The 12791-nt window shown below is 63.5% G+C and carries 10 protein-coding genes and 1 pseudogene; 9 read left to right on the top strand and 2 right to left on the bottom strand.

Features of this window, described 5'->3' with window-relative positions; all coding sequences use genetic code 11:
- The first annotated feature begins 405 nt into the window (after positions 1-405).
- The 8 genes from HF916_RS33470 to rng all read left to right on the top strand — a co-directional run bounded on the left by HF916_RS33470 (position 406) and on the right by rng (position 8053).
- A complete protein-coding gene (locus tag HF916_RS33470) occupies positions 406-1134 on the top strand; it encodes a YebC/PmpR family DNA-binding transcriptional regulator (RefSeq protein WP_168793119.1) in 729 nt (242 codons plus the stop codon).
- Between the two features lie 240 nt (positions 1135-1374).
- Positions 1375-2673 carry a phosphoribosylamine--glycine ligase gene (gene purD / locus HF916_RS33465; RefSeq protein ID WP_168793118.1) on the top strand — a complete coding sequence of 433 codons (1299 nt, stop codon included), beginning with the start codon at positions 1375-1377 and terminating at the stop codon, positions 2671-2673.
- A 284-nt stretch (positions 2674-2957) separates the two neighbouring features.
- Positions 2958-3881, top strand: a complete 924-nt coding sequence (gene hemF / locus HF916_RS33460; protein ID WP_168793117.1) for an oxygen-dependent coproporphyrinogen oxidase — start codon at positions 2958-2960, stop codon at positions 3879-3881.
- A gap of 49 nt (positions 3882-3930) precedes the next feature.
- Positions 3931-4647 (top strand): nicotinate-nucleotide adenylyltransferase, encoded by a 717-nt coding sequence (locus HF916_RS33455; RefSeq protein WP_240975847.1) that lies wholly within the window; start codon positions 3931-3933, stop codon positions 4645-4647.
- A gap of 4 nt (positions 4648-4651) precedes the next feature.
- A complete protein-coding gene (rsfS, locus tag HF916_RS33450) occupies positions 4652-5104 on the top strand; it encodes a ribosome silencing factor (protein ID WP_168793116.1) in 453 nt (150 codons plus the stop codon).
- A gap of 75 nt (positions 5105-5179) precedes the next feature.
- Positions 5180-5650 carry a 23S rRNA (pseudouridine(1915)-N(3))-methyltransferase RlmH gene (rlmH, locus tag HF916_RS33445; protein ID WP_168793115.1) on the top strand — a complete coding sequence of 157 codons (471 nt, stop codon included), beginning with the start codon at positions 5180-5182 and terminating at the stop codon, positions 5648-5650.
- Positions 5651-5944: 294 nt separating this feature from the next.
- On the top strand, positions 5945-6574 hold the full coding sequence (locus tag HF916_RS33440) for a Maf family protein (RefSeq protein ID WP_168793114.1): 630 nt from the start codon (positions 5945-5947) through the stop codon (positions 6572-6574).
- 9 nt (positions 6575-6583) lie between these two features.
- On the top strand, positions 6584-8053 hold the full coding sequence (gene rng, locus HF916_RS33435; RefSeq protein WP_168793113.1) for a ribonuclease G: 1470 nt from the start codon (positions 6584-6586) through the stop codon (positions 8051-8053).
- Between the two features lie 61 nt (positions 8054-8114).
- Here the strand turns inward: rng and HF916_RS33430 are convergent, their stop codons facing one another.
- Entirely contained in the window at positions 8115-8672 is a 558-nt protein-coding gene (locus HF916_RS33430) for a hypothetical protein (RefSeq protein ID WP_240975791.1), read from the bottom strand.
- 98 nt (positions 8673-8770) lie between these two features.
- Between HF916_RS33430 and HF916_RS33425 the strand changes: the two are divergent.
- A pseudogene (locus tag HF916_RS33425) lies at positions 8771-9061 on the top strand (NAD(P)-dependent oxidoreductase); the annotation flags it as partial.
- Positions 9062-9320: 259 nt separating this feature from the next.
- Here HF916_RS33425 and HF916_RS33420 read toward each other — a convergent pair.
- On the bottom strand, positions 9321-12602 hold the full coding sequence (locus HF916_RS33420) for an autotransporter domain-containing protein (protein WP_168793112.1): 3282 nt from the start codon (positions 12600-12602) through the stop codon (positions 9321-9323).
- Between the last annotated feature and the right edge of the window lie 189 nt (positions 12603-12791).

Below are 12791 nucleotides of genomic sequence, written 5' to 3'. Positions count from 1 at the left end.
CCTCTGCCGCCCCCCTGCGGCGTGATAAAATTCGAATCCGCTCAAAGAGCGGCTCAACTCGCACTACCGTCGACCACACCGCCTGGCGCCCCGCGCCTTTCGCGGGGCCTGGCAGGCCGGCGCGGCGTTTGCCGCGTGCCAGCCGCACCGCCCCGTCCCAATCGCGCTGCCGACTCGCGGTCCCGCTAGCCGGGCCCGGCTGGCCGTGATCAGGTTCGAGACGCCCAGCCACGGGCGGTTGGCCACGAACAGTTGAGCTGGACAGTCAGGCAGCGGGCGGTTTGACAGCGAGGCGCACAATACGCAAACGCGCGCACATGCGCGCGAACACGTGCAAGCGCCCGACATCGCAACGACAATTGCACAATGCGTGCGCCCCACTGGCGCGCGCGATGGAGAATAGGTATGGCGGGTCATTCGAAATGGGCCAACATCAAGCATAAGAAAGCAGCGGCCGACGCCAAGCGCGGCAAGGTCTGGACGCGGCTCATCAAGGAAATCCAGGTCGGCGCGCGCATGGGCGGCGGCGACATCGACTCGAACCCGCGCCTGCGGCTCGCCGTCGAAAAGGCGTACGACGCCAACATGCCGAAAGATAACGTCAACCGCGCGATCCAGCGTGGCGTGGGCGGCGTGGACGGCGCAAGCTACGAAGAAATCCGCTACGAAGGCTACGGCATCGGCGGCGCGGCGGTGATCGTGGACACCATGACCGACAACCGCACGCGCACGGTGGCGGAAGTGCGTCACGCGTTCTCGAAGAACGGCGGCAACATGGGCACGGACGGCTCGGTGTCGTTCATGTTCGATCACGTCGGCCAGTTCCTGTTCGCGCCCGGCACGCCGGAAGACAAGCTGATGGAAGCCGCGCTCGAAGCCGGCGCCGACGACGTCGTCACGAATGAAGACGGCAGTATCGAAGTGCTGTGCCCGCCGAACGATTTCCCGAAGGTGAAGTCCACGCTGGAAGCCGCGGGCTTCAAGGCCGAACTGGCCGAGGTGACGATGAAACCTCAGACGGAAGTCGAGTTCACCGGCGAGGACGCCGTGAAAATGCAGAAGCTGCTCGACGCGCTGGAGAATCTGGACGACGTACAGGAAGTCTATACAAACGCCGCGATCGCCGACGAATGAGCGCGCTCCGGCAGTGCGTGGCGCGTGCATTTGCATCGAACCACGCCCGCGCCGCCGGCTGGCCCTCGCGTCGTTGCTAAGCGGGCGTGCGTGTGGCCTCACGCCGCGCGACCACCCGGGTTCGCACTGTGCTCTGCGCGCCGCCACTGGCTGCTGCGGGCCCCATGCGAACTTTGCTGTTATTCCACGGCTGAGCGTGCTGCGTCAGCCGTTTATGGTTTTTAAGTCTCGGGGATTTACATGAAGTTACTCGTCGTCGGTTCCGGCGGTCGCGAACATGCACTCGCATGGAAGCTCGCGCAATCGCCGCGGGTTCAGCTCGTCTACGTGGCTCCTGGCAACGGCGGCACCGCCCAGGACGAGCGTCTGCGCAACGTCAACATCACTGAGCCGGCTGCGCTCGCCGATTTCGTCGAACAGGAACAGATCGCCTTCACGCTGGTCGGGCCGGAGGCGCCGCTGGCGGCCGGCATCGTCAATCTGTTCCGCTCGCGCGGTCTGAAGATTTTCGGACCGACTAGGGAAGCCGCTCAGCTCGAAAGCTCGAAAGACTTCGCCAAGGCGTTCATGAAGCGCCACGCGATCCCGACGGCCGAATACGAAACCTTCGCCGACGTCGCCGCCGCGCACGCGTATCTCGACGCCAAGGGCGCGCCGATCGTCATCAAGGCCGACGGCCTCGCCGCGGGCAAGGGCGTGGTGGTCGCGCAAACGCTGGAAGAAGCGCACGCCGCGGTCGACATGATGCTGTCGGACAACAAGCTGGGCGACGCCGGCGCGCGTGTCGTGATCGAGGAATTCCTCGCCGGCGAGGAAGCGAGCTTCATCGTGATGGTCGACGGCAAACATGTGCTGGCGCTCGCCTCGAGCCAGGATCACAAGCGTCTGCTCGACAGCGACCAGGGTCCGAACACGGGCGGCATGGGCGCCTACTCGCCCGCGCCGATCGTCACGCCGCAACTGCACGCCCGCGTGATGCGCGAAATCATCCTGCCGACGGTGCGCGGCATGGAGAAGGAAGGCATCCGCTACACCGGCTTCCTGTACGCCGGTCTGATGATCGACGCGCAAGGCAACCCGAAAACGCTCGAATTCAACTGCCGCATGGGCGACCCGGAAACGCAGCCGATCATGGCGCGTCTGAAGGGCGACTATTCGAAGGTGGTCGAGCAGGCCATCGCCGGCACGCTCGATACGGTGGAACTGGAGTGGGATCGCCGCACCGCGCTCGGCGTCGTGCTCGCCGCGTACAACTATCCGGACACGCCGCGCAAGGGCGACCGAATCAACGACATTCCGGCTGAAACCGCGGATTCGATCACGTTCCACGCGGGCACCACGCTGGCGGACGGCAAGCTGACCACCTCGGGCGGCCGCGTGCTGTGCGTGGTGGGTCTGGCGGATTCGGTGCGCAGCGCGCAGTCGGTCGCGTACGAAACGATCAACCAGATCTCGTTCGACGGCATGCAGTATCGCCGCGACATTGGCTACCGTGCGTTGAATCGCAAGCACGACGTCAAGACCGACGGCAAACACTAAGCCACGACCCCACTCGCCCGCGTGCGGCGCCAACGGCGCTACACTGCGGGTTTTCGCAGCCGGTTTCACGTCGGTGCCCGAGCCCACCGCATCACGTGGGCCGATATGAACCGACGTAGGCCCGACGTGGCCTGACCGAAGCCCGACGCGGCGGCAGTATCCCGCCCGAAGCGAAAAACCGTATGGCCGCGCCTTCGCAGGTTCCACCCTGACGCGAGCCCGGCCGTCGCCCTTCACGAAGAACCCGCGGCACGACGAGCGCGCCGCCCTCAGCATCTGCATTTATGACCGATTCGAGCTACGACGCACAGGCCGTGCGCAGCTGGCTGCAAGGCCTGCAAACGCATATCGCGGACACGCTCGGCGCGTTCGACGGCACGCCGTTCGCCACCGACGCATGGCAGCGCGCGCCCGGCGAGAAGCTGCGCGGCGGCGGCTACACGCGGATTCTGGAAGGCGGCAACTTCTTCGAGCGGGCCGGTATCGGTTTCTCGGACGTCGCGGGCGACGCCTTGCCGGGTTCGGCGAGCGCGGCGCGTCCGCAACTGGCCGGCCGCGGTTTCGAGGCGATGGGCGTGTCGCTCGTGCTGCATCCGCACAATCCGCACTGCCCGACCGTGCATATGAACGTGCGTCTGCTGATCGCGACCAAGGCCGGCGAAGAGCCGGTGTTCTGGTTCGGCGGCGGCATGGATCTCACGCCGTACTACGGCTACGAGGAAGACGCGCAGCATTTCCATCGCACCTGCCGCGACGCGCTGCAGCCTTATGGCGCGGACCTCTACCCGAGTTTCAAGCGCTGGTGCGACGAGTATTTCTTCCTCAAGCACCGCAACGAAGCGCGCGGCATCGGCGGGATTTTCTTCGACGATTTCTCGGCGCCGGGCTTCGATCAATCGTTCGCGATGCTCAGGAGCGTCGGCGACGCATTCCTCAAAGCGTACCTGCCGATCATCGAAAAGCGCCGCAGCATTCCGTACGGTCAGGCTGAGCGCGATTTCCAGGCGTACCGGCGTGGACGTTACGTCGAGTTCAATCTGGTCTTCGACCGTGGCACACTGTTCGGGCTGCAGAGCGGCGGACGCACGGAATCGATCCTGATGTCCATGCCACCTGTGGTGAACTGGCGCTACAACTGGCAACCCGAGCCGGGCACGCCGGAAGCGCGTCTTTATAGCGATTTTCTCGTGCCGCGCGAGTGGGTGTGAGGCTCAGGCCCGCACCGCGCCGCGCACCGTCACGACAAAGGATCTTCACCTGAAGCCGAACGCTCATCCTGTTGCCCTGCCTCGCCGGATCGGACTGCTCGGCGGCACTTTCGATCCGATCCACGACGGCCACCTCGCGCTCGCGCGGCGTTTCGCGCACGTGCTGCAACTGACCGAACTCGTGCTGTTGCCGGCCGGCCAGCCCTGGCAGAAATCGGACGTCTCGCCGGCCGTGCATCGCCTTGCCATGACGCGCGCGGCGGCCAGCGAACTGGTGCTGCCGGGCGCGACAGTGCGAGTCGCGACCGACGAAATCGAGCACGACGGTCCGACTTACTCGATTGACACGCTGCAACGCTGGCGTGAACGCGAAGGTCAGGACGCCTCGATTGCGCTCCTGATCGGCGCGGATCAACTGGTGCATCTCGACACATGGCGCGACTGGCGGCGCCTGTTCGACTTTGCGCATATTTGCGCGGCCACGCGGCCCGGCTTCGACCTCGCGTCGATTCCTCCCGTGGTCGCAAAAGAAATCGACGCGCGCCGTGCCCGCGCCGACGTTCTGCAAGCCACGCCCTGCGGCCACTTGCTGATCGATACGACGCTTGCGTTCAACGTTTCGGCCACCGACATTCGCGCGCATCTGCGCGAACAGGTGAGTCAGCGGCTCGCCCTCGCGGGCGACGAACAGCAAGACCAGGCGGCGAGCCATGTCCCCACTGCGGTGTGGGACTATATTCTTCAACATCATCTGTACCACCGGTAACCTCATGGATATTCGCAAACTGCAACGCGTGATCGTCGACGCTCTCGAAGACGTCAAGGCGCAAGACATCAAGGTGTTCAACACCACTCACCTGACCGCGCTGTTCGATCGCGTGATCGTCGCGAGCGGCACCTCGAACCGGCAAACCAAGGCGCTCGCTTCGAGCGTGCGCGAGAGCGTCAAGGAAAACGGCGGCGACGTCATCAGCACCGAGGGTGAGGACATCGGCGAATGGGTGCTGGTGGATTGCGGCGACGCGATCGTGCACATCCTGCAACCGGCCCTGCGCCAGTACTACAACCTCGAGGAAATCTGGGGCGACAAGCCGGTGCGCATCAAGCTGTCCACGCCGGATCCGTTCGGCGGCGCGCGCTCGAGCGAACCCGACGAGGACGAGGACGAAGAAGCGCCGGCCGTGAAGAAGCCCGCGCGCAAGACGGCCGCACGCCGCAAGTAAGTCGGTCGGTCGGCGGGCTTTGGGCGACCCACACCGTCCTGGTCCGCGCTGACATTCGCGCTTTTTTGATCCGTCATGAAACTGCATATCCTCGCCGTCGGCCACAAGATGCCGGACTGGATCGCCACCGGCTTCGACGAATACGCGAAGCGCATGCCGCCCGAGCTGCGCATCGAGTTGCGCGAAATCAAACCCGAGCAGCGTTCGTCGGGACGGCCGGCGGAAAGCGTGATGGCCGCCGAGCGGCTGAAAATCGAAGCCGCATTGCCGAAGAACGCGCGCATTGTCGCGCTCGACGAACGCGGCAAGGACTGGACCACCATGCAGCTCGCCGGCGCCCTGCCCGGCTGGCAGCAGGAAGGCCGCGACGTGGCGTTCCTGATCGGCGGCGCCGATGGACTCGATCCTCAGCTGAAAGCGCGTGCCGATATGCTGCTGCGCGTCTCCAGCCTGACCTTGCCGCACGCGATGGTCCGCGTGCTGCTTGCCGAACAGCTTTACCGCGCGTGGACCATCACGCAAAATCACCCCTATCATCGCGTGTGAGCAAACGAGGCGGCGCCGAGAATGCGCGGCTCGGGCGCGGGTTGCCGGTCGCGACGTCAAGTCGCGTCTCGTAGTCGCGTCTTGTAGTCGCGCCTTATATCGCACGTTGAATCGCGCCTTGGTGCCGTGCTTTTCGGGGCACATTTGCGGCGCTGAGTGACGTGCATGCTGGCGTGCACAACGGCGTGCGCGTGGTACGCGCTGTCATGCTCGCACCGATGATTTCCCCACCGCACTGATCGACGCTCGACGCCCGTCGCGCCCTCACGCAATCCGCTTCATCGAGACCTGTTCATGTCCACGTCCGCCGCTTCGCTGCATCCGTTCGTCTACCTCGCTTCGCAAAGTCCACGCCGCCAGGAGTTGTTGCAACAGCTCGGCGTGCGTTTCGAACTGCTGCTGCCGCGCCCCGACGAAGACGCCGAAGCGCTCGAAGCCGAGCTGCCCGGTGAACGCGCGCACGACTACGTGCAGCGGGTGTGCGTCGCCAAGGCGCATGCGGCGCGCGCGCGCCTCGTGGCCGGCGGCCATGCCGCGCGGCCGATTCTGGTTGCGGATACAACCGTCACGATCGACGACGCGATTCTCGGCAAGCCCGTCGATGCCGACGACGCCGTCGCGATGCTCAAGCGCCTCGCCGGCCGCGATCACGAAGTGCTGACGGCCGTGGCCGTGGTCGATGCCGACGGCGCGCTGCTGCCGGCCGCGCTATCCGTGTCGAAGGTGCGTTTTGCTGCACTGCACGCAGACGCGATCCGCCGCTATGCGGCGAGCGGCGAGCCGCTCGGCAAGGCGGGCGCGTACGGTGTGCAGGGGCGCGCCGCGGAGTTTATCGAGCATATCGACGGGTCCTATTCAGGTATCATGGGTTTGCCGCTTTTTGAATGCGCTGCCCTCCTGCGTGCAGCGCGCATCGACTTCTAAAATAACACCATGAATGAAGAAATCCTGATCAATGTCACGCCGCAGGAAACGCGCGTCGCGCTGGTCCAGCAAGGCGCCGTCCAGGAACTTCACGTCGAACGAACGCTGTCGCGTGGCCGCGTCGGCAACGTCTATCTCGGCAAGGTCGTACGCGTGTTGCCGGGCATGCAATCCGCCTTCATCGACATCGGTCTCGAACGCGCCGCGTTCCTTCACGTCGCCGACATCTGGCACCCGCGTATTGCCGGCGAACCGCAGCATCAAACGCCGCATCAGCCGATCGAGAAAATCGTCTTCGAGGGCCAGACGCTGATGGTGCAGGTCGTGAAGGATCCGATCGGGACCAAGGGCGCGCGCCTGTCCACGCAAGTGAGCATTGCCGGGCGCACGCTCGTGTATCTGCCGCAGGAGCCGCATATCGGCATCTCGCAGAAGATCGAGAGCGAAGCCGAGCGCGAGGCCGTACGTGCGCGTCTGACCGCCGTGCTGCCCGCCGACGAGAAAGGCGGCTATATCGTGCGCACCATCGCGGAAGATGCGACCAGCGAAGAGCTGGGCGGCGACGTCGCGTATCTGCGCAAGACGTGGGCGACGATTCTGTCGCAAGGTCAGCGCATGCCGCCGACGAGTCTGCTGTATCAGGATCTGAATCTCGCACAACGCGTGCTGCGCGATTTCGTCAACGATGATTCGTCGCGCATTCAGGTGGACTCGCGCGAGACGTATCAGATGCTGGCGGATTTCGCGGCCGAGTTCACGCCGGCGGTGTCGTCGAAACTGCACCACTACACCGGCGAGCGGCCGCTCTTCGATCTGTACAACATCGAGGCGGAAATTCAGCGAGCGTTGTCGCGCCGCGTGGATCTGAAGTCGGGCGGTTATCTCGTGATCGACCAGACCGAAGCGATGACGACCATCGACGTGAATACCGGTGGCTACGTCGGCGCGCGCAACTTCGACGATACGATCTTCAAGACCAACCTCGAAGCCGCGCATACCATTGCGCGGCAATTACGTCTGCGCAATCTGGGCGGCGTGATCATTATCGACTTCATCGATATGGAGAACGTCGAGCATCGCGATCAGGTGCTGGGCGAATTGAAGAAGGCGTTGTCGCGCGATCGCACGCGCGTGACGGTGAATGGGTTCTCGCAGCTCGGGCTTGTGGAGATGACGCGCAAGCGTACGCGCGAATCTCTCGCGCATGTGTTGTGTGAGCCTTGTCCGGTTTGCCAGGGCAAGGGGCAGGTCAAGACGCCGCGTACGGTGTGTTACGACGTGCTGCGCGAGATTTTGCGAGAGTCGCGACAGTTCAATCCGCGCGAGTTTCGCGTGGTGGCGTCGCAGCAGGTGATCGATCTGTTTCTCGAGGAAGAGTCGCAGCATCTGGCGATGCTGATTGATTTTATTGGCAAGCCGGTGTCGCTGCAGGTGGAGTCGAATTTGAGTCAGGAACAGTACGATATTGTTTTGATGTAGCCCAAGCAATCCTTATCCAGAAATCCTTTCATCGATTTTCATATCGATGAATTCACTCTGGCTACCCAGCGGCTCCCAGCTGTCTCCGGGCAGTCCATCTCGGGTGGCTAAAGAGTTGGTCCCGGCTCTCGCGCGGCGTGACCCGACACTTAGCCACCCTCGGAGCATCAATAGAACGAAACTTCTTTCGGAGCGAACGTGCCGGCCAGTCGGTTCGCCTCAACAGGCGCGTCGGCCTCGATTGCCGTCCAGACATCGTCGCTAAATCGGCCTTCAATGCGGGTGTATTCCAGTGCGTGGAGCAACTCGATTCGATTTGCCTTGTAACCGCCAAACCGATCCTCAAGTTTGTAGAAACGATAGCGGTCAGATCGCCCGCCCGGTCGCACTCATCAACGTACTTGGTCACTTCGTCTATAAACGACGCTTTGACGGAATACACGCCTTCGAACGGATCCGCTCCGTACCTTTCCCGTGCGATATTCTCGTGGAAGATCGGGGCGACGCGGGCGTAGTACGCGTAAGCAAGCGCGGGGCTGAAGTTCGGGGGATTCTGGATATAGCCGATCAAGAACGATTGGCGCTTGATCTCATAAAGTGCGATGAGTTGTTGGTCCATAGCTTTTTCGCTGTGAAGTTGGCCCATCGGTGGGCCACTTATCGTAGTGGCGGCGGACTACTGCAGGTCAGCCGCTCAGCGCTTGCAGATTGAAATGAGCTCGTCTGCATTCAGCTCTCGTGGAGCGCCAAGCATCCGCCGGGCTCGACGTTTTCGAGAACGAACCGGCAGTGCATCCGGAGTTGCTACGCGCCCCCAACCTCGTGATGACACCACACACTGGCAGCGCGACAATAGCAACGCGCCGCGCGAACGCCAATCTCGCCGTCGACAACCTGCTCGCCGCGCTCGATATGGGTCCGCAAGCAGGTCGACCGCCGAGCATATTGAATCCCGAAGTGCTGGGTAGACGCCGCGCACTTCAGTCGGGTTTTAGATTTTTTCTTTAGGCAAACGTCGACCTGGCAGCAGATTAACGATCGAGATGCCGAGCAAAACCACAGACATAGTCTTCGGCGACTTTCTTACGAGTCTCCGGGATAGACCGGTGCCACTCAAACTGCGCCTGGCCTATATCCGCGCCACCGTAGTAGCAGCGCGGCGTGACGACCAGGAAAGAAGGCCTTGAGATTCAAGGCCTTCTCCTGCGGATCGACGAATCGTTAACTGCAACCCGGGGGCGTGACGGGAGATGCTCTCGACGCTGGCTCAGAACCGATAGCCCAGCTCCACGCGTGCAGCTTCCGCCGATGTGTTGCCCGTGCCAATCAGTGCGTCAAAGCTCAGATTCAGATCGAGGACCTTCGTCAACATCAACTTCGCACCCAGCCCGGCTGTGAACATGCCTCGTGACGGCGACACCCCGGCGATCACGAAGCCTGTTCCATCTCCGGCGGTGACTGCCACATTACGACCGGTGCTCAGGGTTTCATAGGCATAGCCCACCCGCGCCTCGATCATGGAGGGTCGATTTGATGGCGACGCCAGCGGCAAGCCGAACGAGAGTCCGGCGAAAGGTTGCAGGCTGCGCAGGTTCACGCTGCCGACACCAAGGTCCTGACTCGTCGGCCCCGTCTCGGAGAAGCTTTGCGAATGGTAGTAGGCATATCGGGCACCGGCTCGTGGTGTGATCACGAACGGGCCGGCTGACAGCGGCAGACTCGCCTGCAAACCGGCGTGAAACTCTTGTCCATCGCCATTGCCTTCCGCATTGCCTAGCTGACCAAAGCGGCGCGTCGTCGACAAAAAGTCGTACGCGGTGCCCACAGTGCCGGCCAGATTCACCGGGCCGAGCCAACGGCCACCATAAGCGGCAACGCGAATGGCATCGATCGTACCTTTGCTGCCTGTGTCGTCCGACACATCCGCATGGGTGTATCCCGTCGCTACCCCGCCGGTCCAATCTCCGAATCGCTGCTCGAGCCCGGCCAGGAAGCCAAATGTCCGGCTGTCAAATCCCGGCGCGCTATTCTCCCCGTCGGTCTTGACATACTGCCCCGTAAGCTGGACCCACCCGGCGGTTTGTGGACCTGCACAGTCAGTGCGGCCGCTCGGCGCCACACCACAATCACTACCAAGACGGGCGAGCAATGCCTCATTGGTACGCTGCGTCTCACGCAGCGCCGATCCAGCCAACTCACCAAAGATCGTCGCGTTGGTCGGTGCGATGACAACGGCAGGTGCGCCCGGTGACGTCGGGGTGGCGTCTGCGCTTGGGTCAACGATCGCAGCATCCACACCCGTCGCCAACGCTGCTACGTCTAACGTTATGCCGGAGGGTGTGTTCGAGATCACGTTCGAAAAACTCCCTGCGATGGCATTTGCGGCGATCAGCCGGTAGGTCGTCGACGTGTAAGTGCCCGGCCCGAACAAAAGTTGCACGGTGCCAGCCAGGGTGGCAGTGCCGTTGACCTTCAGTTGCGATGCTGCCGTCGGGCTGATATCGAACGCCAGGGTCGCCGTCGACGACTGGCTGTAGTTGCCGTTGACCGTGAGCTTGCCGATCGAGCCGCCCGGACGCACCGTACCGTCGTTGGTCACATTACCCAGCACCGTGCCATGGCCACGCAAGGTGCCTGCCGCGCCCACCAGTACCGATCCGGCGACCTGCGCAGTCGGGGTGTTGATGTCACCCACCTCCAGCGTGCCGGCGCTGACCGTGGTCAAGCCCGTATAGGTATTGATGCCGTTGAGGATCAAGGCGCCGCTTCCGACCTTGGTGAAGCCGCCGGTGCCGCTCAGTACTCCGGAGAAAGTGCTGTCCGCGTTCGACGTGCTGGTCAGCGTCCTGGCGCCTAATGCCACATTGCCGCCACCACTGAGTGTGCCAATCGACTGAGGCCCCACGGCTGAGAAATCCACCGTGGCCCCTGACGCCACGGCAACGCCGGAGGAGGTGGCAAGGGAGCCATTTCCCGCCAATGCCAGCGTGCCGGCGTTCACCGTTGTTTGGCCCGTATAGGTATTGGCTCCCGACAGTATCAGCTTGCCGGCGTCGGTCTTGACCAGACTGCCGCTCGATGCACCGTCCGAAATCACGCCCTGAATGGTGCTCGTGGTCCCGCCGGCGATGTCGAACGTGGACTGGCCCGCGATGCGGAATTGGCGGAGGCTCGCGAACGTCGATGTTTGCGTGACGGCGAATGTCGCTCCGTCCGACATCACGATCCGGTTGCCTGCATTGCCGAGATTGGCGGTCCCGGTGACGGAAAGCGTGCCGGCGTCGATATCGATATTGCCGACAAAAGTATTGGTGCCCGTCAGCGCAAGTACACCGTTGCCGGTTTTGTTCAAGGCCGTGGTGACACTGCCGGTCAAGAGGCCCGTGCCCGCGATGGCGTCGGCGTAGGTCACCGTCCCCGAGGAAACGCCGATATTGGCGGTCACGCCGCTGAGGAATATGCCTGCCCCGGTGACCGCGCCGGTGCTGCCGGTCTGTCCATTGAGGTTGCTTGGGCCTTGTCCGGCGCCACCGGCGCCGCCAACGCCGCCGGTGACGGATGCGCCGGAGATCGCAGAATCGAGAATGGTGACGGTCCCGCCGGTGGCGACGTAGATGGCGCCCCCTTGTCCCGCACCGCCGCTGCCGCCACTGCCGCCGTCGGCGCCGGGGCCACCGGAGCCTTGATTGTTCGTGACGCCATCGCCGCCTGTTCCGCCGTGGCCGCTGCCCGAGCTACCGCTACTGCCGGCGTTATTCCATGTATATGACGCGCTGTTGGTGGTCCCTGAGCCACCGCCGCCGCCGCCGCCCGCCCCAAGCGTGGCGCCCGCCGTTCCGACGGAACCTTGCGTGCCCGTATTGCCACCCGTACCGCCCGCGCCGCCGCCGCCAACACCGTCACCCGCGTTACCCGCGTTCAAGGCACCGCCGGCGCCACCGTTGCCGCCGGTGGGCGAAGATGCAGCGTTTTGCGCGACGCCGCCCGCGCCGCCGGCACCACCCGTCGCGTTATTGCCGGTGAAGGTGACTGAGGCTAGCGTCACGTTGGCACCGCTACCGACGAACAATCCGCCGCCGGCACCGAGACCGCCGCCACCACCGCCGCCCGAGCCGTACGATAGGCCACCGCTCAGAAAACCGTTCTGGCCTGCCGCGCCCCTGCCACCGACCGCCGCCGTGTTGGTGATCGTCAGGCTCGAAATATTCACGGTCGGCGCGTTGGCACCGTTGACCTGAATACCTTGAAATGAAGACGCACCGTTGATGGTCTTGCCATTACCCGTGATGTTCACCGTCACACTGGTGTTCGATGCCTGAAGCTGCGCGAGCGAACTCGTCAGCGTGAAACCACCAGTGAGGTTGATGCTGACGGTCGAGCCTGCGCTTGCTGCGGCAACGGCTGCGACGGCATTATTCCAGTCTGCCTGGCTCGCGACATCGACCGCCATCGCCGCGTGCGAAAACAGCACGGTGGCGGCAAACGCAAAACTTGTCAGCCTACAAGCCCCGATTCCATGGAACGATTTCCGATTCCCAAAGCTCTGCATCCCCGCCCCAATACTTAATATTCGAATTAATGTCCGCTTTTCGGATCAAGTGCCCAACATTGACGTTTTGGCTCTCTCGTCGCGATAACGGCAAATAGTGGGAAACCTCTAGGCCGGGTAAACGCTCATCACAGAAGGACCAGCGCCAATACACGCGCGGGCAACCGCCATCTCCAGCCCCGAACGAAC

It is taken from the genome of Paraburkholderia aromaticivorans (genome assembly GCF_012689525.1).
Taxonomy (GTDB): domain Bacteria; phylum Pseudomonadota; class Gammaproteobacteria; order Burkholderiales; family Burkholderiaceae; genus Paraburkholderia; species Paraburkholderia aromaticivorans_A.
This window is presented reverse-complemented; position numbering and strand designations above follow the sequence as displayed.